The organism is Bradyrhizobium agreste (genome assembly GCF_016031625.1).
Taxonomy (GTDB): domain Bacteria; phylum Pseudomonadota; class Alphaproteobacteria; order Rhizobiales; family Xanthobacteraceae; genus Bradyrhizobium; species Bradyrhizobium agreste.
The window spans coordinates 211943-234808 of sequence record NZ_JACCHP010000020.1 but is presented as its reverse complement, the minus strand read 5'-3'; the positions used below and the strand labels follow the sequence as shown (position 1 = coordinate 234808).

Below are 22866 nucleotides of genomic sequence, written 5' to 3'. Positions count from 1 at the left end.
CAGCCACCGATCCCAAATAGCGTTGATTCCGCCATGGAATGACGGCGGCCGTTTCAGGTGCCGCGGATCAGCATCCCCAGGGCAGTAATCAGAAATGTCGCAGCTCCAGCCACGTACCCGATGGAGCGCAGCGGATGAAACTCTCCCTGCTTGAAGAACCACTGCGCGAGGACGCCGGCCGCACGTAGAGAATTGATCGCTTTGGCGAAAGCGACACCCAGGGCGAAGAGCGGCAACCAAAGATGCACGAGCAGCGCCGGCACCAAGAAGGCCCATCTGAAGGTCCCGTTCCGGATGTATTGGCGCCACTCGTGAATATCGTCCAAGAAATAATGCCACTCGAAGGTTCGGGTGGAGATAGAAAATCGGGCTACATCCGTAAGATCGTAGCAAATCGCGACGATGGCTATCCCGAGCACAGGTGCAGTGGTCAGCGCGAGCAGGGGACGAAGTCCACCGAGAATGAGCCAGCGCCTAACCAAGAACAGCGACAAGTAATCGGCGAGAATGTTCTGCAGCAGCTGCCACACCGCTGAGAACCCGATGGCTTCGGGTGAATGCCGAATCAGCGCGAAGCTCATAGGAAACACTTGGTAGGCTACGATCACAGTGACGACAGTTGAGACGCCAGCTGATCGAAACACGGCCCGCCAGCCGAAAAGAGGCGCGGTGTAGAACTTATCGAAGACATATAGGACGGCAGCGGCCACGTCTTGCTGGTTGTAGTGAGGGCCCGCAAACCAGCCGGAAATTGCCTTGCGAGCGCGAGGCGCGGCGTTACGGTCCAGCAGCCAAAACAATGAGAATACCGCGAAGGCGTACACCAATGGCGGCCAGAAGCCGAGGATCTTGAGGACTTGTTGCATCACGTTCCCTACCCCTAGCAGGCAAGATAACGAGCAGGGTTGCAATTCCAAGACGCTCAAGCATTGAGATGACCGGCTGCTGAAACGTCGGCGGCGGCTGGCCCTTCAAGGCAAGGAACTGGAAGGCCCGGGCGCGAAGTCGATCAAAATAGGGTCCGGTGACCGATAGGGGACCCGTGGTGATATAGTTGTCATTGACAGCCAGCCTTTGGGAAGGCCGGCAGGCCGGGCGCGACCTGCACCTGCACGTCGACCGCGGGCCTCGATCTATTCAAAAGGCGACGGTGGAAACCCGCTGAACCATGCCGAACCCTGTCCCGCAATTAGGGCGGCAGAGCGCGGCCGGCTTCGGTGGTGCCTCAAGACAGGCACTACCCCCAGTTTCGCAAGAATAGTACGGGAACGGTCCCTTGGCGCCCGGTCAAATCTTAACCGGCCGTAAACGCGACGCGGAGACTACGTCTCGAATGCCACCGGCTCTCCTCAGCACATTCCAACGAATGTCCGCTATTCCTGGGCCTGCGGGATGGGCCGTGGTCTAACGGGTGAACAGTTCAAATGCTTGTAAATCGCCGGAGAAGCGAACGTCGGGTGTGCAGCCGGCTCGCAAAGATCCATTTTGGCGCGGGCTCGCTGCCGCGGGATTGCACGATCACGGATATTTCGGATGGCGGCGTGAAGGTGGTGGCGGAATTCTTGGAAGTGCCGCCGCAATTCACCATCATCTTCGCGCCGGATTATTCGCGCCAATGCCGCCTGCGCTGGCGCATCGGCTGCGAATTCGGTGCCGAGTTCGTCGATTGAGACGCGAAGGGTTCGCGTCCTTAACGGGACTTTAGCGTTAATCGGTAAGCATCTCTGATCAGTTGCCGAGTGATCAGAGTATGTCCAAGCGTTCGTTCCTCGCCTTTCCCCCGGCGGGCTATCTGTGTTCCGCCGTCCTGATCCTCGCCCTCGGCGGCTGTCAGACCGCCGGCATCGACGTCACCGGTGCGCTCGGCGGCAAGCAGGACTCCGTCGCCAAGACCGACGGCAAGACTGACAGCAAGGCCGACGCCAGGCCGGAGATGGACGCACTTCGCGAGCGTTACCGCGCCAAGCCCGGCGATCCCGCTATCGCTCTCGAATACGGCAAGGCGCTGCGTGGCAGCGGCCAGCGCGCGCAGGCAGTCGCGGTGCTGGAGCAGGCCGTGCTCGCCCGTCCCGGCAACAAGGCGTTGCTCGCCGGCTATGGCCGCGCGCTCGCCGACAACGGCAATTTCCAGCAGGCCTTCGACGTCCTCGGCCGCGCGCATTCGCCTGAGGATCCCGATTGGCGCATCCTGTCGGCGCAGGGCGCGGTGCTCGATCAGCTCGGCCGCAACGAGGAAGCCCAGCAATATTACGCCGCGGCGTTGAAGATCGTGCCGAACGAGCCGACCGTGCTGTCCAATCTCGGCCTGTCCTACATGCTGCAAAACAATCTGTCGAAGGCGGAACAGGTGCTCGGCCGCGCTTATCAGCGCAATCAGAACGATGCGCGGGTGCGCGCCAACCTCGCGCTCGTGCTGGGATTGCAGGGCCGCGAGGCCGAGGCGGAAATCCTCGTGAAGGCAGACTTGCCGCCGGACCAGGCCGCGGCCAAGGTCACGGCGCTGAGGCAGCTGCTGGCGAAGAAGCAGCAGCAGCGCGCCGAGAAGTAGCCCGTTCGTGCACCGATGGAGGTGCGTTCCCTCCCCCCTTGTGGGGGAGGGCTAGGGAGGGGGGTAGCCCAGGAAAAGGTACTGGTTGTGTTGACGATGCGCCGGGTGGTGCGCGACGGAAAGAGTCCCCGTGTGGCACCCCCCTCCCTGCCCCTCCCCCACAAGGGGGGAGGGAACGGAGGAAGCACCACTGTGGCCCTTACGACGCCTTGCGATGCGGGGCCGAGCTGCGTCCCGACTTGCCCTTCAGCTTCTTCAAAAGCGGCTCGAGCAGCGAGCGTCTCGGCTTCTTCACCTCGCCGCGGCCGGCGAGGCGGTTCGCCATGTTCTGGAACAGAAGGGTGGTGCGGTGGTTCTTCGAGACTTCCGCGATCATCTGGCCGTTATTGGCCGCGGTCGAGAACAGTTTCGAATCGAACGGGATCACCGCGATCGGCTGGCTCTCCATGGTCTTGGCGAAGGCCTTGACCTCGATCTCCGCGCGCTTGGGCATGCCGACCTGGTTGATGCAGTACAGCGGCGGCCGGTCGTTCGGTCGCGCCGCCTTCAGCACGCTCAGCATGTTCTTGGTGTTGCGCAGGTTGGCGAGATCGGGCTCCGCCACGATCACGATGTCGTCGGCGTTCACCAGCGCGCGCCGGGTCCAGCCGGACCATTGATGGGGGACGTCGAGCACGATGCACGGCGTCGTCATGCGCAGCGTGTCGAACACCGCATCAAAAGCTTCGGCACCGAAATCGTAGACGCGGTCGAGCGTGGCGGGCGCCGCCAGGAGGCTGAGGCGCTCGGTGCATTTGGCGAGCAGGCGCTCCATCAGCGCCGTGTCCGGCCGGTCCTGCGACAGCACCGCGTTGGCGATGCCCTGCACCGGATCCTGATTGTAGTCGAGGCCCGCGGTGCCGAAGGCGAGGTCGAGATCGATCACGACGGAATCGAGCGAAAGGTCGCGGGCGATGGTCCAGGCCAGATTATGCGCGACGGTGGACGCGCCGACGCCGCCCTTGGCGCCGACCACGGCGATGACGCGGCCGGTGATGATGGCCTCGGAGGCCGAGAACAGGCTGCAGATCGAGCGGACCACGTCGAGGGTGTCGACCGGTCCGACCACGTAATCGTTGACACCGCGGCGCACCAGCTCGCGATAGGGCGCGGTGTCGTTGGGGCTGCCGATCACGACCACGCGGGTGCCGGGATCGCAGACGCCGGCGAGGTCGTCGAGCCCCTCGAGGATGTCGCGCGTGCCGTCGGACTCGATGACGATCACGTTCGGCGTCGGCATCGATTCATAGGCTTCGATTGCCGCTGCGAGGCCGCCGTCCTTGGCGGTGAGGTGGGCCTTGGCGAGCCGGCGGTCCTGGCCGGCCGCGGTCACCGCCTTGAGCGTCTGCTCGGTCTCGCAGAAGGCTTGCACCGAAATGCGAGGAACCGGTGCGATGTGTTCCTCGGGATGCTGCGGATCGCCCGCGTCTTCGTCGTGGATGGCTGTCATCTGCCGGTGTCGCTGAGTTTGGCCTTGTCGGATTCGGGATAGGTGGTCGCCGTCGTCGTGCCCTTGCGATAGCGCTCGAACGCGATGTCGCGTCGTGCGGTATAGGCGGGCGTCTCGGCGCGCGGTTGCTCGAGGTCGGCCGGGTTATCGATCATCGCGGCAAAATTGCGCTGGCTGGCGCAGCCCAGGTTGAAATAGGGCCGGTTCTCGGTGTAGCCGGGATCGAGGATCGAAGGGCCGACGTCCTCCGGCCACAACCCGCAGGGGCCGGCGACCGCGCGCGCATTGGCAGTGTCGACGGGCACGTCGACGACGACCGAACCGGTGCCTTCGCGCACCCAGTCCCGCGCGATGCCGGCGACGTCCGCATGCTGCGCAGCCGAGAGGCCGCCTCTGCTCTTGCCGACAAAGATCACGATCGACTTCCTGCCTTCCTGCACCGCGATCGGATGGCGCTGGCGATAGTCGGTCGGCACCGTCTGGGTGACGATCTCGGTGGTGTTGCAGGCGCCGAGCACGACGGAGAGGCCCGTCAGTGCCAGCGCGATTCTCAAGCTGCGACGTCGATCGGCCGATAATGTCGTCATCGCCTGGTCCCCTCTTGCCCCGTGTCTTGCCCGGTCCGCAAACCGTTCGTCTCAGTCGATGATGAAGCCGAAATCGCCCGGCGTGCCGGCGATCGGATCGACACGGCTCGCGATGCCGTAGAGGCGGTTGACCCGGCCGAGCAGCGCTCTCTGCGCGTCCGAGGCCGGCGCGAAGCCGTCATCGGGCCGCGACAATTCTTTCTGGGCGACCGCGCGCACCACATAGGGCGTCACGATCACCATCAGCTCGGTCTCGTTGTTGACGAAGTCCTGGCTGCGGAACAGCGCGCCGATGATCGGCACCTGGTCGACACCAGGCAGTCCGTTGATCGCCTGCTTGGTCTGCTGCTGGATCAGGCCGGCCATCGCCATCGAGCCGCCCGAGGGAATTTCCAGGGTCGTTTCGGCGCGGCGGGTCTGGATCGAAGGAATGGTGATCGAGTTGGTCGAGTTCCCGGACGCGGCCTGCGTCAACGTGATCGAGTTGGTGTTCGACAGTTCAGAGACCTCGGTCATCACGCGCAGGCTGATGCGGCCTTCGCTGAGCACGACCGGGGTGAAGTTCAGGGAGATGCCGAACTTCTTGTAGGTGACCTGGGTGGTGCAGACGTGAGTGACCGGATCGCAGGCATAGCCGCCGGGAATCGGGAATTCACCGCCGGCAACGAAAGTGGCGGATTCGCCCGAGATCGCGGTCAGGCTCGGCTCGGCCAGCGTGCGCATGACACCGGCGCTCTCCATCGCCCGCATCGTGGCATTGACGGTGGCGACGCCCTTGGCGAAGCCGGTGACGCCGAGCCCATTGCTGCCGACGATCGGCCCGCCGGAGACCGAGAACGGATTGGAATTGTTGAAATTCACCACGGCGGTGCCGGCGTTCAGGCTGGCGCTGAGATCGACGCCGAGCTGCTTGACGATGTCGCGGCGGACCTCGCCGACCACGACCTTGAGCATGACCTGGTCGCGGCCGCGCACGACGATGTTGTTGACGACCTTGTCCGAGCCGCCGACCAGCTTTGCGGCGACGTCGCCGGCCTGCTGGGCCTCGACCGGGCTCGACACCGAGCCGGTCAGCATCACGCTGTCGCCGACGCCTTCGATCTGCACGCCCGGCAGCGACTGGCGCAGCGCTGCACGCATGCCGTTGAGGTCGCGCTTCACCGCGATGTCATAGGAGGCGACCTGCTGGCCGTCGGCGGCGAAGAACACGACGTTGGTCTGGCCGACCTGGCCGCCGATAATATAGGCGCGCTGGGCCGAGCGGATCACCGCATTGGCGATCTTGGGATCGGCCACCAGCACGTCCTTGACCTCGCGCGGCAGGTCGATGACGACGGACTTGCCGATGCCGAGCGACAGAAAACGCGTCCGCGCCGGTGCGATCGTCGCAACCGGCGACACGCTGAGATCCGACGCCTGCATCGGCGCCTGGTCGCCGACCGGCGCCTCCGCAGCACTGAGGACGCTCGGTGCCAGCAGCCCCAGCATCAACATCGTCCCCGTCAGGAACGAGCGCACGCGCTTCCCCCGAATGCGCAGGCCCGTCCGATCACCCCGGTAGTTCATGCTGTCCCCATCACTTCTGTGACGTCAGTTGCCATGCCTGGACGCCGTAACGGATCACGTTCACGCCGCCCGGGCGCTTGATCGCCTGGTCCTCGGGCGTGCCGTCGGCTGCGTTGGCATCGACGATGCTGCGCAGCGCGAGTGTCAGAGTGCCGCCCTGGCGTGCGGCCGAAAGCGTGGCGATCTGGTCGGGCCGGAGCTCGAGCGTGACGGTCTTGCCGACGACCGCGTTCTGGCCTTCCTTTTCCTTCGGGGCCTGGTCGATCGCGAGCACGCGGATGTTGGTGAGAATGACCTCGGACAGGATGAGGTCGTTGCCGCCGGTCGGGCCGTTGCTGTTGCCGCCGTCCGGATTCTTCAGCCGGCGGGTCAGGACGATGTCGACGCGGTCATTCGGCAGGATGAAGCCGCCGGCGCCGGTCTCGGCCGAAATCTCGGTGGAGACCGCGCGCATCCCGGACGGCAGGATCGCGGCCATGAAGCCGGAGCCTTCGGCCTTGACCAGCTTCTGCTCGCGGATCGGTTCGCCCTGCATCAACGGCACGCGCGCGATCGAGCCCGCGATCTGGGTCGGTGCCTGGGGCCTGCTGTCGCGGCGGATGAAGGCGCTGCTGGCGGTGGCCGCGGGCCAGGCCTGCCATTGCAGGTCCTCGGGCTTGACGGCCTGGCCGAGCTGGATGTCGTTCTTGGCGATGAGCACCTCGACCGTCGGCAGCTTCTCGGCGACGGACAGGACGGGCGCGGGCGGATTCTGGTAGCCGCTCGCCAGATACGCGGCGACGCCGCCGGCGCCGAGAGCGATGACGAGAACGACAATGCGTGCGGTATTCATACGCTTCTACTCTTACGCGGGGCACTCGAACCGCACCTGGCGTGTTCCCCCGCCTCGATGAGTAGGGAGCAAAAGTATAAGGGGTGTTGCGAGCCCGAACGCGATCGCCGGCCGCGATGCTGGTTTTCGGCAGATGGTGAACGCAGCGTTATTGGGCCGGCTGGCGGCCCCGTAGTTTCACGTAGGCGGGCACGCGCGTTCGCACGACGCGCGCGGGCGTCATGGTGAATACGTCGTTAGCGCGCCAGGTGGCCGCGAGCGTCGTCCGTAGCCCGGATGGAGCAAAGCGTAATCCGGGGCCGGTGCGAGTGATGAGCGTCCCGGATTTCGCTAACGCTCCATCCGGGCTACGCGCAGAGCTCTACTTCTTCCGCTTCGCTTCGATCACGTCCCAGATCTTCGCCGCGACATCGGGGCCGCCGAGCCGCGCGATGGCGCGGATGCCGGTCGGCGACGTCACGTTGATCTCGGTGAGGTTGCCGTTGATGACGTCGATGCCGACGAACAACAGGCCGCGCTCGCGCAGCGCAGGTCCAACTGTGGCGCAGATCTCGCGCTCGCGCGGTGTGAGCTCGGTCTCCTGCGCCGCGCCGCCGCGCACCATGTTGGAGCGGAGGTCGTCGGCGGCCGGCACGCGGTTCACCGCCCCGGCGAACTCGCCGTCGACCAGGATGATGCGCTTGTCGCCGTGCTTCACCTCGGGGATGAATTGCTGGATCACCCAGGGCTCCCTGAACGTCACCGAGAACATGTCGAACAGCGAGCCGAAATTCATGTCCTGCGGCATCACGCGGAACACCGCCGCGCCGCCGTGGCCGTGCAGCGGCTTCATGACGACGGCGCCGTGCTTGTCGCGGAACGCGTTGATCTCGTCGAGGTCGCGCGAGATCAGCGTCGGCGGCATCAGCTGCGGAAAATTCATCACGAACAGCTTTTCCGGCGCGTTGCGCACCGAGGCGGGATCGTTGACGACCAGCGTCTTCGGATGGATGCGCTCCAGGAAATGCGTCGAGGTGATGTAGGCGAGGTCGAACGGCGGATCCTGGCGCAGCAGCACCACGTCGAAGCCGTTCAGCGCCTCGCGCTTGGGCTCGCCGAGGGTGAAATGGTCGCCGGGCTCGTCGCGCACGGTCAGGAGCTGAACCGGCGCGACCAGTTCCTCGCCGACCATCGAGAGCTTGTCGGGCGTGTAATAGGACAGGCCATGGCCGCGCTTCTGCGCCTCCAAGAGCAGCGCGAAGGTGGAATCGCCCTTGATGTTGATGCGGGCGATGGGATCCATCTGGACGGCGACGTTCAGTTTCATGGGCTGCCTTTCAGGTCGAGGCGTCGAATGCCGCCAACACATGGCGCGGAAGCGAGCGCGGCGCAATCAGCATGGCGTCGAATCGCAATTCGAATTCGGCATGCTCGGGATGCGCTGCGAGCCAGCCTTGCGCGGCGTCGATGATGCGCTGCTGCTGGCGGGCCGTCACGGCGAAAGCGGCGTCGTCCAGCGTGGCGCGGGCCTTGACCTCGACGAAGGCGATCAGGTTGCGGCGCCGCGCCACGATGTCGATCTCGCCATGCGGCGTGCGATAACGTTTGGCGAGAATGCGGTAGCCCTTGGCCATGAGGTAGGCGGCGGCGCGGGTCTCCGCGGAAATACCCGTCTGGAACGCCGCGACGCGCTCCGGCGATGCGACTTTTGGTTCCGCAGGAGTCTCAGTCTTCGCCATCGCTGCCCCGCGATTCTTTTGCGAGCTCGAGCGCGCGGGCATAGACCTCGCGGCGCGGCCGGCCCGACAATGCAACCGCATGCGCCACGGCATCCTTGACGCTGTGCGCGGCAAGCTGCTTGCGCAACAGACCGTCGAGCGCGTCCGATGTCAGAACCTCGGCGTCGGCCGTGGGCGGACCGATCACCAGCACGAACTCTCCGCGCGTCTCGGGCGCGTCCGCTTGTCGCGCAAGCTCGGCGAGGGGCGCGCGTCTGACCTCCTCGTGCAGCTTCGTCAGCTCGCGGCAGACCGCGGCGTCTCGCTCACCCATGATCTCGGCGAGATCGGTCAGGGTGGCCTGCATCCGATTTCCGGACTCGAACATCACCAGCGTGGCGTCGATGCGCGCGAGCTCGGCCAGACGCGCGCGGCGTGCGGCGGATTTCGCAGGCAAGAAGCCTTCGAGGAAGAAACGGTCGGTCGGCAGCGCGGCGACCGACAGCGCGGCCAGCACCGAGGACGGGCCGGGCAGCGCATACACCGCGTGGCCAGCGGCGCAGACCTCGCGCACCAGCTTGAAGCCGGGATCGGAGATCAGCGGCGTGCCGGCGTCCGACACCAGCGCGACCGAGCCGCCCTGTCCGAGGGCTTCGAGGATTTTTGGACGCGCGGCCTCCGCATTGTGCTCGTGATATGGCTTGAGCTGCGCCGTGATCGCATAGCGCTCGGTCAGGCGGCGGGTGATGCGGGTGTCCTCGCAGGCGATGACGTCGACGCCGGCGAGCGTCTGTAGCGCCCGCAGGGTGATGTCGCCGAGATTGCCGATCGGGGTCGCGACCAGATGGAGGCCCGGCGCGGCCTTCGGCGCCGCGACCCGATGGGCATCGATGGAGAAACCGCGCGAGGCGGCATCTTGAGCTTCAGGCGTATTTATCGGGGCCGGCTTTGCGCGCATAATGAAGTCAACTTAGGCACGATCCGCGGGGCTGGGAACCAGCTCGCCGAAAAAGATCGTGCCGAGGTGAGGGGCGAGGAACGGACGGGAATGTGATCGGTGGAAGATCACGTCGGGAGGGAGTGAGGGCCCTCGCGCCATATTCGCGACGGAAACGCCGCCTTGATGAGTGAATGAGTGACGGCGAAGAGCTGCCGGGACGGGATGGCGGCCGCGTTAAGCGGTTGTTATCCTTTTGTTTTGGTTAACTATTTGCCGACACTATCCTGAATTCGCGGCCTGTGTCGCGGAAGCAATGTCGTGATCGGCCGGCGAACGGCGGGTCAGAAGAGAAGCTGCCATGGTCGGCCCGCGTCATCCAAAGTCTCACCTTCCGGGTCCCCGATCGCATGGGGCGACCCGGCGGACTGCGCTCGGCCTGTTGCTCGGTGCGCCCGTGCTGTCGGCCTGCGCGGGCGTGCAGCAAAGTCTCAGCCAGTTCTCCAACCCGTTCTCGAGCTCCGCACCGCCGGCCCAGCCGGCCGGCCCGCAGCAGCAGGCGACCACCGCCGGCACCGGCGGCGTGAAGGTCGGTCTGATCCTGCCGCTCTCGGCTGCCGGCAATGCCGGGCTCGCTGCGCAATCGATGCGCAACGCCGCCGAGATGGCGCTGGCCGAGTTCCAGAACCCGAACATCCAGCTCCTGATCAAGGACGACAATGGCAGCCCGCAAGGCGCGCAGGCCGGCGCGCAGCAGGCGGTCGACGAGGGCGCCGAGATCATTCTGGGGCCGCTGTTCGCGCAATCGGTTCCGGCGGTGGCGCAGGCCGCACGCGCGCGCGGCATCCCGGTGATCGCGTTCTCGACCGATTCCAGCATCGCCGGACGCGGCGTCTATCTGCTCTCGTTCCTGCCGGAGTCCGACGTCAACCGCATCGTCGAATATTCCGCCGGGATCGGAAAGCGCTCCGTTGCCGTGCTGGTGCCCGACAACGCCTATGGCAATGTCGTCGAGGCTGCCGTGAAGGCGGCAGTGCCGCGGCGGGGCGGGCGCATCGTCGCGTTCGAGAAATACGGCGCCGATCGCGCCACGCCGGCGCGCACCGTGGCGCAGCAGCTCGGCGGCGCCGATGCGCTGTTTATTGCCGATGATGGCGATGCCGTCGTCTCAGTGGCGGATGCGATGACGGCCGCGGGCGCGAACCTGCGCAACATCCAGCTGCTCGGCACCGGCCTGTGGGACAATCCGCGCGTCTATGCCAGCGCCGCGCTGCAGGGCGGCCTTTACGCCGCGCCCGACCCGGCCGGTTTTCGCGCGTTCTCGGGCCGCTACCGCACGAAGTACGGCGCGGAGCCGATCCGCACCGCAACGCTCGCCTATGACGCGGTCGCGCTCGTCGCCGCGCTGGCGCGCACGCAAGGCGGCCAGCGCTTCTCCTCCGACGTGCTCACCAATCCATCCGGCTTTGCCGGCATCGACGGCCTGTTCCGCTTCCGTGCGGACGGCACGAATCAGCGCGGCCTTGCGGTGATGAAGGTGACGCAAGGCGGCGGCGTCGCGGTGGCGGGCTCGCCGAAGAGCTTTGGGGCGTAGCTGGTTCACCTCTCTCGCTTGCGGAGACACCCTCTCCCCAACCCTCCTCCCGCAAGCGGGCGAGGGAGCGCACAGCCAGTTTGGCTAAGACTACGCCGCCAGATCCGCAACCACCGCGTCCAGCACTGGAAATCCGCTGCTGGTGACGCGCAGCCGTCCCGTCGCGTCGACCGTGATCGCGCCTTCCTCGCGCAAGAGCGCGATGCGGCGGGGGTCGAGCGGGCGGCCGGCGAGGGCCTTGTAGCGCTCGGGATCGATGCCCTCAGTGAGACGCAAACCCATCAGCAGGAATTCGTCGGCGCGCTCCTCGCTGTTGAGGAGCTCGTCGCTGACGATTCCGTCGCCGTTGGTCTCGACCCGCATCAGCCAGGCCTCGGGACGCTTCTCGGTGGCGGTGGCGTGCCTGATCCCGTCAATGTCGAGGCGACCATGTGCGCCGGGCCCGATGCCGGCATATTCCTCGCCGCGCCAATACACCAGATTGTGCCGGCACTCGGCGCCGCGCCGCGCGTGATTGGAGATCTCGTAGGCGGGTAGCCCGAGCTTGTCGCAGGTCTCCTGCGTGACGTCGTAGAGCGCGCGTGCGAGCGCTTCGTCCGGCGTCTTCAGCTTGCCGGCCTGGTGCAGGCCGAAGAACGGCGTGCCTTCCTCGATCGTCAATTGATAGAGCGACAGATGCTCGGCCGCTTCGTCGATGGCGTGCCGTAGCTCGCCCGCCCACATCGCCGGCGTCTGGTCGGGGCGGGCGTAGATCAGGTCGAACGAATAGCGCTCGAACGCGCGGCGCGCGATGGCGACGGCATCGAGCGCTTCGCGCGCGCTGTGCATGCGGCCGAGCGCCTTCAGCGAGGCATCGTCGAGCGCCTGCACGCCGAGCGAGACGCGGTTGACGCCGGCGATGCGATAGCCGGCAAAGCGCGTGGCCTCGACGCTGGTCGGGTTTGCTTCCAGCGTCACCTCGACGTCATCAGCGACGGTCCAGTGCTTGCCGATCGCATCTAACACCGCGCCGACGGTCGCAGGCTGCATTAGCGAGGGCGTGCCGCCGCCGAGGAAGATCGAGGTGACTTCGCGACCCGGCACGCGCTCGGCAGTCGTTGCGATCTCGCGCGCGAAAGCCGAAGCAAAGCGCGCCTCGTCGATCGCGGCGTGGCGGACATGGCTGTTGAAGTCGCAATACGGGCACTTCGACAGGCAGAACGGCCAGTGCACATAGACGCCAAACGCATCCTTGTTAGCGCGGCTCAAGGCAGATCTCCGCCAGTTTCCGAAAAGCGCGGGCGCGGTGCGACAGGCCGAGGCCGAGCGGCGGCAGGCCGTGCTTCTCGATGCTGGTCATCTCGCCGAATGTGCGCGTGTGCCCGTCCGGCAGGAACATTGGGTCGTAGCCAAAGCCGGCAGTGCCGCGCGGCGGCCAGATCAGCGTGCCGTCGACGCGCGCCTCGACCTCCTCGCGATGATCGTCGGGCCAGGCCACGCAGAGCGCGGAGACGAAGTGGGCCCTGCGCTTGTCCGGCGTGGTGGCGCCGCGCTCCTGCAGCAGCCGCTCGATCTGCGCCATCGCCGCTGCGAAGTCCTTGTTTGGCCCGGCCCAGCGCGCGGACAAAATGCCGGGCGCGCCGTTGAGCGCCTCGACCACGATGCCGGAATCATCGGCGAAGGACGGGAGCTTGGTTGCCCGCGCCGCCGCGATCGCCTTGATCGCGGCATTGCTGCGGAAATCGTTGCCGGTCTCTTCGGGTTCGCCCAGGCCGAGCTCACCGGCCGACACCGCCTCGATGCCGTACGGCGCAAGCAGCTCCCGCATCTCGGCGAGCTTGCCGGGATTGTGGGTGGCGATGACGAGCCTGTCGGTGATTCGACGGTGCATGGGCCTATTGACTACGCCACGGCCAGTTTCTGCAAGTCCACCAGGCGCGCAATGCCTTTTTGCGCCAGGGCGATCAGCTTCAGGAACTCGTCCTGCGTGAACGGCTCGCGCTCCGCGGTGCCCTGCACCTCGATGATACGGCCGTCGCCCGTCATGACGAAATTGGCGTCGGTCTCGGCCTCCGAATCCTCGGCATAGTCGAGATCGAGCACCGGGGTGCCGTTGAAGATGCCGCAGGAGATCGCGGCGACGTTGTCGCGCAGCACGTTGGCCTTCACCATGTTGCGCGCCTTCATCCAGTTGATGCAATCGGCGAGCGCGACCCAGGCGCCGGTGATCGAGGCCGTGCGGGTGCCGCCGTCAGCCTGGAGCACGTCGCAATCGACCGTGATCTGGCGCTCACCGAGCGCTTCGAGATCGACGATGGTGCGAAGGGAGCGGCCGATCAGGCGCTGGATCTCGACGGTACGGCCGCTCTGCTTGCCGGCGGAGGCCTCGCGGCGGGTGCGTTCGGAGGTCGCGCGCGGCAGCATGCCGTATTCGGCGGTGACCCAGCCGCGGCCTTGACCCTTCAGCCACGGCGGCAGGCGGTCCTCCAGCGTGGCGGTGACCAGCACATGGGTGTCGCCGAATTTCACCAGGCAGGAGCCCTCCGCATATTTGACCACGCCGCGCTCCAGCGTCACGGGGCGCAATTCGTCGGGCGCACGGCGGCTTGGCCGCATGGGAAATCTCCAAAACTCACGGGAAAAGGCTGCTCGCGGTGCTTGTAGGTGGGGCGGGGGTGGGCGGCAAGGGCTTATTCACGCCCTGATCGCAAGGCCGCAAACGCCGCGCTTGTCAGAAGCGGCCCGGATGGACAAATTATAAGCATCTGAGAGGAGTTACCGTCTGTGGCCCATCACGATCCGATCCATCTGATCGCGCCGCGCGCAGGCCTTGCCCAGCTCAACGAGCGTTCCCGCGACATCTTTCGTCAAATTGTCGAAAGCTATCTCGCGACCGGTGAGCCGGTCGGCTCGCGCAACATTTCCCGCCTGATCGCCATGCCGCTGTCGCCGGCCTCGGTCCGCAACGTCATGGCCGATCTGGAACAGCTCGGCCTGATCTATGCCCCGCACACCTCCGCCGGGCGGCTGCCGACGGAACTGGGCCTGCGCTTCTTCGTCGATGCCCTGATGCAGGTCGGCGACCTCAACGAGGCCGAGCGGCAGTCGATCCAGAGCCAGCTCTCCTCCGTCGGCGAGGCGCAGTCGGTCGAGGCGGCGCTGGACCAGGCCTTGATGCGGCTCTCCGGCCTGACCCGGGCCGCCGCCGTGGTGCTGACGCCGAAATCCAATGCGCGGCTGAAGCACATCGAATTCGTCCGCCTGGAACCGGAAAAAGCGCTGGTGATCCTGGTCGGCGAGGACGGCCAGGTCGAAAACCGCGTGTTGACGCTGCCGCCCGGAGTTCCCTCTTCAGCGCTGACGGAGGCCGGCAATTTCCTCAATGCACGGATCCGTGGCCGCACGCTCGCCGAGGCGCGGCTCGAGCTCGAAACCGCGCTCGGCGAGGCCCGTGCCGAGCTCGATCAACTGACACAGAAAGTGATCTCGGCCGGCATCGCCAGCTGGTCCGGCGGCGAGAGCGAGGACCGCCAGCTGATCGTCCGCGGCCATGCCAATCTGCTCGAGGATCTGCACGCGCTGGAGGATCTGGAGCGGGTGCGCCTGTTGTTCGACGACCTCGAGACCAAGCGCGGCGTGATCGATCTGCTCGGCCGGGCCGAGACCGCCGAAGGCGTGCGCATCTTCATCGGCAGTGAGAACAAGCTGTTCTCGCTGTCGGGGTCGTCCACCATCATCTCGCCCTATCGGGATGCCGCCGGCCACATCGTCGGCGTTCTCGGCGTGATCGGCCCGACGCGGCTGAATTATGCCCGCGTGATCCCGACCGTGGACTACGCCGCCCGCATCGTCAGCCGCCTCTTGGGGGGCTGACCGGCCTTTCCGCCGATCACGGGCGCTTGATTTTCGCGGGCTTAAGCACGATATCCGGGCCAACATCCCTGAAACCAGTTCGAGATCAGAGCCGATGACCGAGCAAGACCGGCAACCCGAAGACACGACTGCAGCGACCGGTGAGCCCGTGGTGTCGAAACCCTACATCATGCCCGACGAACCCGAGCCCGGCTCGCTCGAGACCCTGCAGAAGGAAGCCGCCGAGGCGCGCGACCGCATGTTGCGGACGCTGGCCGAGATGGAGAATCTGCGCAAGCGCACCGCCAAGGAAGTCGCCGACGCCCGCCTCTACGGCATCACCGGCTTTGCCCGCGACGTGCTCGAAATCGCCGACAATCTCCAGCGTGCACTCGACGCCGTTCCGGCCGACGCGCGGGCCGCGGCCGATCCTGGCTTGATCTCGCTGATCGAGGGCGTCGAGCTCACCGAACGCTCGCTGCTCAACGCGCTCGAAAAGCACGGCGTGAAGAAGCTCGATCCCCAGGGCCAGAAGTTCGATCCGAACTTCCACCAGGCGATGTTCGAAGTGCCCGATGCGTCGGTGCCGTCGGGCACCGTGGTGCAGGTCGTGCAGGCCGGCTACACTATCGGCGAGCGCGTGTTGCGCCCGGCGCTGGTCGGCGTCGCCAAGGGCGGCGCGAAGGCTGCGCCCGCGGCGAACAACAATAATGAGGCTAGCGGCGCGCCGAACTGAGCTTTGAGGTCATTCCGGGGCGATGCGTAGCATCGAACCCGGAATCTCGAGATTCCGGGTTCGGCTCTGCGAGCCGCCCCGGAATGACTGATTGGCACTTACGCGCTCACCGCGATCTCCGCAGACTGAATCCGCTTCACGCCCGCTTTGGCCATGTCGGCCCAGGCCTTGGCGAGCGAGCCCTGCGTGTCGATGCCGCGGCAGGCGTCTTCCACCACATAGACCTCGAAGCTGGCCTTGCGCGCATCGAGCGCGGTCCAGGCGACGCAGAAGTCCGTCGCGAGACCCGCGACGAAGACGCGCTTGATCTTGCGGCCCCTCAGGTAGCCGGCGAGCCCGGTCGAGGTCTTGCCGTCGGCTTCGAGGAAGGCCGAATAGCTGTCGACGTCTTTGTGAAAACCCTTGCGGATGATGAGCTCGGCATGCGGGATCGACAGGTCCTTCGACAGCGCCGCGCCGTCGGTGCCCTGCACGCAATGGTCCGGCCACAGCACCTGCTTGCCGTAGGGCAGGTCGATCGTCTCGAACGGCTTCTTGCCGGAGTGCACGGACGCGAACGAGATGTGGCCCGGCGTGTGCCAGTCCTGCGTCATCACCACGTTCGAAAACGCTTTGGCGATCCTGTTGATGACCGGCACCACCTGCTCGCCTTCCTTCACCGCGAGGCTGCCGCCGGGCAGGAAGCAGTTCTGCACGTCGATCACGAGCAGCGCGGACGCTTCGTCCGGCTTGATCGATGCGGCCGCGAACAGCGCGGTTGGCGCCAGCGTCGCCAGCGCCGTCGTTCCAAGCATTGCCAAGACTTGTCGCCGATCCAGCATTGCACGCCTCCCCTGAAGGTGATCCAACGGGAGGGAAGCCTAGTTCCGTTCGTGTACGAACAGAAGCCCGAAAATGCAGCCGGGTTTGCTGCAGGGTTGGGCTCGAGCCGCGGGCTCGGTGCACCTCTCCCGCTTGCTTGCGGGAGAGGTCGGCGCGCGAAGTGCGACGGGTGAGGGGTTCTCTCCTCTGGGGGAGCCCCTCTGCGGAGACACCCTCTCCCCAGCCCTCCCCCGCAAGCGGGGAGGGAGCGCATCTCGTTCGGAGATGCAGCTAGCCCTTCGGCTGAATCCCGTCGCGCACGGCGCGGAAGCGGGTGAAGGCGGCTTGCCATTGGTCGCGCGGGGCGCTGGCGATGATGCGCAATGATGCGCCGCCCGTCGAGAAGCGGATCCACTGCACCACCGTCACGGGGACCTTGTCCTTGCCGCTGACGCCGTCGATCCGGGTCTCGAAGCCTTGTTGGCCGTTGATGCGGATCGGCTCGGACATGGTGATGCGCGGCTCGCGCACGCCGGGAATCTGGAGCGCCGCCTCCTGGGCGAAGCGGGCGCGGTCGTCGGCGGCTTGCGGGCTGGCGCCGATCAGCCCGAGGATCATGAACGGCCTCGTTTCGTAGCCGGCGCTCTCGTTGCCGTCGGCCAGGATGATGCTCGAGCCCGGTGCCAGCGTTCGGATGTCCTTGAAGTCGGCGAGATCGGTGATCTTGAATGGCAGCAGCGCGATCTGCTCTTCGGCCGAGACCTGCCTGCGGGTGGTGGCGCTCGCGAACATCTGTCGCACCGCCTCGTCCGTGTAGATCTTGGTCGCATTCTCCGGGATCTGCACCGCGACATAGCCGGAGAAGCCGGCGCCGGGCACGATCATCGAATAGCGCTTCACCGGGGTATCGCCGGCCTTGCCGCTTTCGGTGGTGAAATAGGCAAGACCGGCGGGGGTCTCGACCTTGTCCTGCTTGACGCCGCCCGTCCCGCCGGGATTGGAATTGAAGGCGCTCACGACCTCGCCATAAGCGGCCGGCGGCAGCTCGGTGACCAGCACCTTGACGCTGCCGTCCTCGCTCTCGAAGCCCGGAAAGGTCTTGGCCGTGCTGAGGCCGATCAGCGGCACCATGCCGAGACGCAAGCCAGGTGGGAAAACGACGTCGGCGGCGAAGGCCGGAAGCGCGGAGGCGGCGAGGAGGGCGAGCGCGGCGAGGGGGCGGATCAGCATCATGGCCACTCTGATTGGTTCACATTGAGGCCGTTCGATGGTCGGCCACCGGGCCGCTTTGTCGCGCGAAGCAGCTGCGGCGGCTGTGCGGTTGGTCCGCCTTTTAGCCGGTTTGGCCCCGCCGCAACAGGGCGGACGGGCTCGCGGGTGCGGGGGCTTGCCGAAGCCCGGACCCGTTAATAATTCCTCACCGGCAAGGGCGGTTGAGCCCGGATATCATCTTCCAAAACCCGATGTTTTAGCGACAGAAACGTAGCTTCGGTCCTTGCGGGCCCCTCCCCCCCTCCTATATGAGCCTCAATCATCGCAATATCGCGGATGTTTGATCTTAGGGGGTTTCGGTCGGGTGCCTTCTGGGCCCAGCCAACCTGCCGCAAAAAGAAGGATATCAGGACCATGGGAAAGGTCATTGGGATCGACCTCGGCACCACGAATTCGTGCGTCGCCGTGATGGATGGCAAGAACGCCAAAGTCATCGAGAATTCCGAAGGCATGCGCACGACGCCTTCGATCGTCGCCGTCACGGATGACGGCGAGCGCCTCGTCGGCCAGCCGGCCAAGCGCCAGGCCGTCACCAATCCCGAGCGCACCTTCTTCGCAGTGAAGCGCCTCATCGGCCGCCGCTACGACGACCCGATGGTCGAGAAGGACAAGAAGCTCGTTCCCTACAAGATCATCAAGGCTTCCAACGGCGACGCCTGGGTCGAGGCCGACGGCCAGACCTACTCGCCCTCGCAGGTCTCGGCGTTCATCCTGCAGAAGATGAAGGAGACCGCGGAAGCCCATCTCGGCCAGAAGGTCGAGCAGGCCGTCATCACCGTTCCCGCCTACTTCAACGACGCCCAGCGCCAGGCGACCAAGGACGCCGGCAAGATCGCGGGCCTCGAAGTGCTGCGCATCATCAACGAGCCGACCGCGGCCGCGCTCGCCTATGGCCTCGACAAGACCAAGGCCGGCACCATCGCCGTGTACGACCTCGGCGGCGGCACGTTCGATATCTCCATTCTCGAAATCGGCGACGGCGTGTTCGAGGTGAAGTCGACCAACGGCGACACCTTCCTCGGCGGCGAAGACTTCGACATGCGCCTCGTCGGCTATCTCGCCGACGAATTCCAGAAGGAGCAGGGCATCAACCTGCGCAACGACAAGCTCGCCCTGCAGCGCCTGAAGGAAGCCGCTGAAAAGGCCAAGATCGAGCTGTCGTCGACGACGCAGACCGAGATCAACCTGCCCTTCATCACCGCGGACCAGACCGGCCCGAAGCATCTGACCATGAAGCTCACCCGCGCCAAGTTCGAGGCGCTGGTCGACGACCTCGTGCAGAAGACCATCGAGCCGTGCCGCAAGGCGCTGAAAGATGCCGGCGTCACCGCCGGTGAGATCGGCGAGGTCGTTCTGGTCGGCGGCATGACCCGCATGCCGAAGGTCCAGGAAGTCGTGAAGCAGCTGTTCGGCAAGGAGCCGCACAAGGGCGTCAACCCGGATGAAGTTGTGGCGATCGGTGCCGCGATCCAGGCCGGCGTGCTCCAGGGCGACGTCAAGGACGTGCTGCTGCTCGACGTGACCCCGCTGTCGCTGGGCATCGAGACGCTGGGCGGCGTGTTCACCCGCATCATCGACCGCAACACCACGATCCCGACCAAGAAGAGTCAGGTGTTCTCGACGGCTGAAGACAATCAGAACGCCGTCACCATCCGCGTCTTCCAGGGCGAGCGTGAAATGGCGGCCGACAACAAGATGCTCGGCCAGTTCGACCTGATGGGCATTCCGCCGGCGCCGCGCGGCATGCCGCAGATCGAGGTGACCTTCGACATCGACGCCAACGGCATCGTCAACGTCTCGGCCAAGGACAAGGCAACCGGCAAGGAGCAGCAGATCCGCATCCAGGCCTCGGGCGGCCTGTCGGAAGCCGACATCGAGAAGATGGTCAAGGACGCCGAGGCCAATGCCGAGGCCGACAAGAAGCGCCGCGAGGCCGTCACCGCCAAGAACGAGGCGGATGGCCTGGTGCATTCGACCGAGAAGGCTTTGGCCGAGCACGGCTCGAAGGTTGCCGAGAGCGAGCGCCGCGCCATCGAGGATGCCGTCAGCGACCTCAAGGAAGCGCTGAAGGGCGACGATGCCGAGGCGATCAAGGCCAAGACCCAGACGCTGGCCCAGGCTTCGATGAAGCTCGGCGAGGCCATGTACAAGCAGCAGGCCGAGGCCGACGCCAAGAAGGATGCGGCCAAGGACGACGTCGTCGACGCGGAATTCACCGAGGTCGACGACGACAAGAACAACAAGAAGTCCGCTTAAGCCCCGAGAGGGTGAACGATGCGGACGGCTTGGACCCCACACACGCTACCGGCCTCCTCCCTCGCGGGGGAGGCCGTCGTGTCGGGACGGACGGGCCAGGAGTCTTTTAAAGTCGGCCCCGTTACGATCGATCAATTCCCAGCCGTTATTCTCAACGCTGCGAGGCTGCCCTCTGCCGCAAGGTCGAAGGGCGCCTATATCGCCACATGTCAGCGTTGTTCCGCGCCAACTTGAATCGCGATTGGATAGACCGAGCTCATCATGTCCACGTCCACCAAGCGCTGCTATTACGAGACCCTCGAAGTCGACCGCGACGCCGACGAATCCAAGCTGAAATCGTCGTTCCGCAAGCTGGCAATGAAATTCCATCCCGACCGCAATCCCGGGGATGAGACCAGCGAAGTCAAGTTCAAGGAAATCAACGAGGCGTACGAGGTCCTGAAGGACAAGGACAAGCGCGCCGCCTATGATCGTTACGGCCACGCCGCGTTCGAGCAGGGCGGTGGCTTCGGCGGCGGCGCCGGTTTCGGTGCGGGCTTCGCCTCCTCTTTCTCCGACATCTTCGAGGATCTGTTCGGCATGGCCGGACAGCGCGGCCGCGGCGGCCGCGAGCGCGGCGCCGACCTGCGCTACAACATGGAAATCACGCTCGAGGAAGCCTTTGGCGGCAAGACCGCGCAGATCGAGATTCCGGTCTCGGTCACCTGCGAGGCCTGCTCAGGGATCGGTGCCAAGGCCGGCACCAAGCCGAAGACCTGCTCGACCTGCGGCGGCGCCGGCCGCGTGCGGCAGTCGCAGGGCTTCTTCACGCTGGAGCGGACCTGCCCGGGCTGTCAGGGCCGCGGCCAGATGATCGAGGACGCCTGCCCGTCCTGCTCGGGACAAGGGCGGGTCACCAGGGAGCGGACGCTCTCGGTCAACATTCCGCAAGGTGTCGAGGACGGCACACGGATCAGGCTCGCCGGCGAGGGCGAGGCTGGCGTCCGCGGTGGACCGCCCGGCGATCTCTACATCTTCCTCTCGCTGGCCCAGCATCAGTTCTTCCAGCGCGACGGCGCCGACCTGCATTGCCGCGTGCCGATCTCGATGGTGACCGCCGCGCTCGGCGGCGAATTCGAGGTGCCGACCATCGACAAGGGCAAGACCAAGGTGAAGGTGCCCGCCGGCACCCAGTCGGGCCGCCGGTTCCGCATTGCATCAAAGGGTATGCCGGTGCTGCGATCGCGCCAGATGGGCGACATGTATGTTCAGGTCGTGGTCGAGACCCCGCAGAACCTGACCAAGAAGCAGCAGGAATTGCTGGCCGAGTTCGAAAAGCTCTCCTCCGGCAACACCCAGCCGGAAGCCGAGGGTTTCTTCGCCAAGGTCAAGGATTTCTTCGGCAATCGGGCGAATTGACTCGTCTTGACCGTACCGCCTCAGGCCTATACGTCTTTATGACCATTTTCTGACACGCCGCGGTCCCGCGGTTCCGTCCGGTCCCGACATGCCATTGCCATCGTCCGCGCGTGCGTTGAAGAAGCCTCGTCTCGACGACGAGGTGCGCTTTCTCAGGTCGTGGATCGAAAAGCCGCTGCACATGGGCGCGGTGATGCCGTCCGGCAAGCTGCTGGCTCGGACCATGGCGCATTATGTCGATCCCGATTCCGACGCACCGGTGGTCGAACTCGGACCCGGCACCGGCGCCATCACGTCTGCGCTGATCGAGCGCGGAGTCGATCAGAAGCGTCTCGTTCTCGTCGAATACAATCCCGGCTTCTGCGCGCTGCTGCGCGACCGCTACCCGCAAGCCAAGGTGGTGCAGGGCGATGCCTACCGCCTGCGCGACACGCTCTGGAACGTCTTGAGCGCACCGGCAAGCGCGGTCGTCTCCGGCCTGCCGCTCGTCACCAAGCCGATGCTGACGCGGCTGCGGCTGGTTCGCGATGCCTTCACCGCGCTCGCGCCCGGTGCGCCCTTCATCCAGTTCACCTATGCGGTGGTGCCGCCGATCCCGAAATCGCTGCCCGGCGTGTCCACAGAGGCCTCGGAACGGATCTGGATGAACCTTCCGCCGGCCCGCGTCTGGGTGTATCGCAAGCATTAATTCCGCCGGCTCCTCTTTGCGCGGCGGTTGGTTTCGCCGAACGCAGGGAAGTGGATGCCCGCACCCAAGATCCTGATCATTCCCGGCTCGCTGCGCACCGGCTCGCATAATGCGAAGCTGGCCGCGGTGGCGGCCTACGAATTCCTTCAGGCCGGCGTCGACGTCACCCGCATCTCGCTCGCCGATTTTCCGCTGCCGATCTATGACGGCGATCTCCAGGCCAAGTCCGGCGTGCCCAAGAACGCGATCAATCTGAAGCGCATGATCGGCGCGCATCATGGCGTTCTCATCGTCTCGCCCGAATACAACGCCTCGGTGCCGCCGCTCCTGAAGAACGCGATCGACTGGGTCAGCCGGGTGCACGAGCTGCACGAGGCGCGCGGCGAGGTGTTCCGCAGCCGGATCTTCGCGCTTGCCGGCGCGTCCCAGAGCCGGTTAGGTGCCGCCCGCGCGCTGCAGGCCCTGCGGTTGATCCTCTCCGCGTGCCACGCCAACGTGATTGCCAGCCAGCTCACGCTCGCCTTTGCCGACCAGGCCTATGACGATCGAGACAGGCTGAAGAACGAAGGCGATATCGCCGCGCTGAAGGAGCTGGTGGCGCATTTGATCGACGTTTCCCAACGCATGATGTGAG

The 22866-nt window shown here is 65.8% G+C and carries 22 protein-coding genes; 9 read left to right on the top strand and 13 right to left on the bottom strand.

Annotated elements, in window-relative coordinates; translation table 11 throughout:
• Positions 1-53: 53 nt before the first annotated feature.
• A complete protein-coding gene (locus HZZ13_RS27175; protein WP_197962551.1) occupies positions 54-869 on the bottom strand; it encodes a hypothetical protein in 816 nt (271 codons plus the stop codon).
• 555 nt (positions 870-1424) lie between these two features.
• Between HZZ13_RS27175 and HZZ13_RS27170 the strand changes: the two genes are divergently transcribed.
• Together HZZ13_RS27170 and HZZ13_RS27165 are read left to right on the top strand one after the other, a co-directional pair.
• Complete coding sequence (locus tag HZZ13_RS27170) at positions 1425-1670, top strand: PilZ domain-containing protein (RefSeq protein ID WP_028145870.1); 246 nt, start codon at positions 1425-1427, stop codon at positions 1668-1670.
• 80 nt (positions 1671-1750) lie between these two features.
• On the top strand, positions 1751-2548 hold the full coding sequence (locus HZZ13_RS27165) for a tetratricopeptide repeat protein (RefSeq protein ID WP_197962550.1): 798 nt from the start codon (positions 1751-1753) through the stop codon (positions 2546-2548).
• Positions 2549-2747: 199 nt separating this feature from the next.
• Here HZZ13_RS27165 and HZZ13_RS27160 read toward each other — a convergent pair whose 3' ends face one another.
• The 7 genes from HZZ13_RS27160 to rsmI all read right to left on the bottom strand — a co-directional run bounded on the left by HZZ13_RS27160 (position 2748) and on the right by rsmI (position 9677).
• The gene (locus tag HZZ13_RS27160) at positions 2748-4037 is read right to left on the bottom strand and encodes a CpaE/TadZ family protein (RefSeq protein WP_197962549.1); all 1290 of its coding nucleotides are present in this window, start codon (positions 4035-4037) and stop codon (positions 2748-2750) included.
• The gene (locus HZZ13_RS27155) at positions 4034-4624 is read right to left on the bottom strand and encodes a CpaD family pilus assembly protein (protein ID WP_197962548.1); all 591 of its coding nucleotides are present in this window, start codon (positions 4622-4624) and stop codon (positions 4034-4036) included. Before HZZ13_RS27155 ends, HZZ13_RS27160 begins: the two co-directional genes overlap by 4 nt.
• A 51-nt stretch (positions 4625-4675) precedes the next feature.
• A complete protein-coding gene (locus HZZ13_RS27150; protein WP_197962547.1) occupies positions 4676-6190 on the bottom strand; it encodes a type II and III secretion system protein family protein in 1515 nt (504 codons plus the stop codon).
• 10 nt (positions 6191-6200) lie between these two features.
• Positions 6201-7022, bottom strand: a complete 822-nt coding sequence (gene cpaB, locus HZZ13_RS27145; RefSeq protein WP_197962546.1) for a Flp pilus assembly protein CpaB — start codon at positions 7020-7022, stop codon at positions 6201-6203.
• 361 nt (positions 7023-7383) lie between these two features.
• Positions 7384-8328 carry a glutathione synthase gene (gene gshB, locus HZZ13_RS27140; RefSeq protein WP_197962545.1) on the bottom strand — a complete coding sequence of 315 codons (945 nt, stop codon included), beginning with the start codon at positions 8326-8328 and terminating at the stop codon, positions 7384-7386.
• Positions 8329-8338: 10 nt separating this feature from the next.
• Positions 8339-8740, bottom strand: a complete 402-nt coding sequence (locus HZZ13_RS27135) for a YraN family protein (protein WP_197962544.1) — start codon at positions 8738-8740, stop codon at positions 8339-8341.
• Positions 8727-9677: a 16S rRNA (cytidine(1402)-2'-O)-methyltransferase gene (gene rsmI, locus HZZ13_RS27130; protein WP_197962543.1), complete on the bottom strand. Its 951-nt coding sequence runs from the start codon at positions 9675-9677 to the stop codon at positions 8727-8729. Before rsmI ends, HZZ13_RS27135 begins: the two co-directional genes overlap by 14 nt.
• A gap of 340 nt (positions 9678-10017) precedes the next feature.
• Here rsmI and HZZ13_RS27125 point away from each other — a divergent pair, with 340 nt between their 5' ends.
• Positions 10018-11250: a penicillin-binding protein activator gene (locus HZZ13_RS27125; protein WP_197962542.1), complete on the top strand. Its 1233-nt coding sequence runs from the start codon at positions 10018-10020 to the stop codon at positions 11248-11250.
• A 90-nt stretch (positions 11251-11340) separates the two neighbouring features.
• Here the strand turns inward: HZZ13_RS27125 and hemW are convergent, their stop codons facing one another.
• Genes hemW through rph form a run of 3 tightly spaced genes read right to left on the bottom strand, consistent with a single transcriptional unit; the run spans position 11341 to position 13845 of the window.
• Entirely contained in the window at positions 11341-12498 is a 1158-nt protein-coding gene (gene hemW, locus HZZ13_RS27120; protein ID WP_197962541.1) for a radical SAM family heme chaperone HemW, read from the bottom strand.
• On the bottom strand, positions 12485-13120 hold the full coding sequence (gene rdgB, locus HZZ13_RS27115) for an RdgB/HAM1 family non-canonical purine NTP pyrophosphatase (RefSeq protein WP_197962540.1): 636 nt from the start codon (positions 13118-13120) through the stop codon (positions 12485-12487). Before rdgB ends, hemW begins: the two co-directional genes overlap by 14 nt.
• An 11-nt stretch (positions 13121-13131) precedes the next feature.
• Positions 13132-13845: a ribonuclease PH gene (gene rph / locus HZZ13_RS27110; RefSeq protein WP_197962539.1), complete on the bottom strand. Its 714-nt coding sequence runs from the start codon at positions 13843-13845 to the stop codon at positions 13132-13134.
• Positions 13846-14013: 168 nt separating this feature from the next.
• Between rph and hrcA the strand changes: the two genes are divergently transcribed.
• Positions 14014-15102: a heat-inducible transcriptional repressor HrcA gene (hrcA, locus tag HZZ13_RS27105; RefSeq protein ID WP_197962538.1), complete on the top strand. Its 1089-nt coding sequence runs from the start codon at positions 14014-14016 to the stop codon at positions 15100-15102.
• Between the two features lie 94 nt (positions 15103-15196).
• Positions 15197-15817, top strand: coding sequence for a nucleotide exchange factor GrpE (gene grpE / locus HZZ13_RS27100; RefSeq protein ID WP_197962537.1), 621 nt, complete (start codon positions 15197-15199; stop codon positions 15815-15817).
• A gap of 98 nt (positions 15818-15915) precedes the next feature.
• Here the strand turns inward: grpE and pncA are convergent, their stop codons facing one another.
• The gene (pncA, locus tag HZZ13_RS27095) at positions 15916-16638 is read right to left on the bottom strand and encodes a bifunctional nicotinamidase/pyrazinamidase (RefSeq protein ID WP_197962536.1); all 723 of its coding nucleotides are present in this window, start codon (positions 16636-16638) and stop codon (positions 15916-15918) included.
• Positions 16639-16909: 271 nt separating this feature from the next.
• Positions 16910-17851, bottom strand: coding sequence for a hypothetical protein (locus tag HZZ13_RS27090; RefSeq protein ID WP_197962535.1), 942 nt, complete (start codon positions 17849-17851; stop codon positions 16910-16912).
• A 393-nt stretch (positions 17852-18244) separates the two neighbouring features.
• On the opposite strand from HZZ13_RS27090, the gene dnaK reads away from it, so the two are divergent.
• The 4 genes from dnaK to HZZ13_RS27070 all read left to right on the top strand — a co-directional run bounded on the left by dnaK (position 18245) and on the right by HZZ13_RS27070 (position 22865).
• On the top strand, positions 18245-20146 hold the full coding sequence (gene dnaK / locus HZZ13_RS27085; RefSeq protein ID WP_197962534.1) for a molecular chaperone DnaK: 1902 nt from the start codon (positions 18245-18247) through the stop codon (positions 20144-20146).
• 261 nt (positions 20147-20407) lie between these two features.
• Positions 20408-21544, top strand: a complete 1137-nt coding sequence (dnaJ, locus tag HZZ13_RS27080) for a molecular chaperone DnaJ (protein ID WP_197962533.1) — start codon at positions 20408-20410, stop codon at positions 21542-21544.
• Between the two features lie 88 nt (positions 21545-21632).
• Positions 21633-22232 carry a class I SAM-dependent methyltransferase gene (locus tag HZZ13_RS27075; protein ID WP_172787786.1) on the top strand — a complete coding sequence of 200 codons (600 nt, stop codon included), beginning with the start codon at positions 21633-21635 and terminating at the stop codon, positions 22230-22232.
• A 54-nt stretch (positions 22233-22286) separates the two neighbouring features.
• Positions 22287-22865 (top strand): NADPH-dependent FMN reductase, encoded by a 579-nt coding sequence (locus HZZ13_RS27070; RefSeq protein ID WP_197962532.1) that lies wholly within the window; start codon positions 22287-22289, stop codon positions 22863-22865.
• The last annotated feature ends 1 nt before the right edge of the window (position 22866 follow it).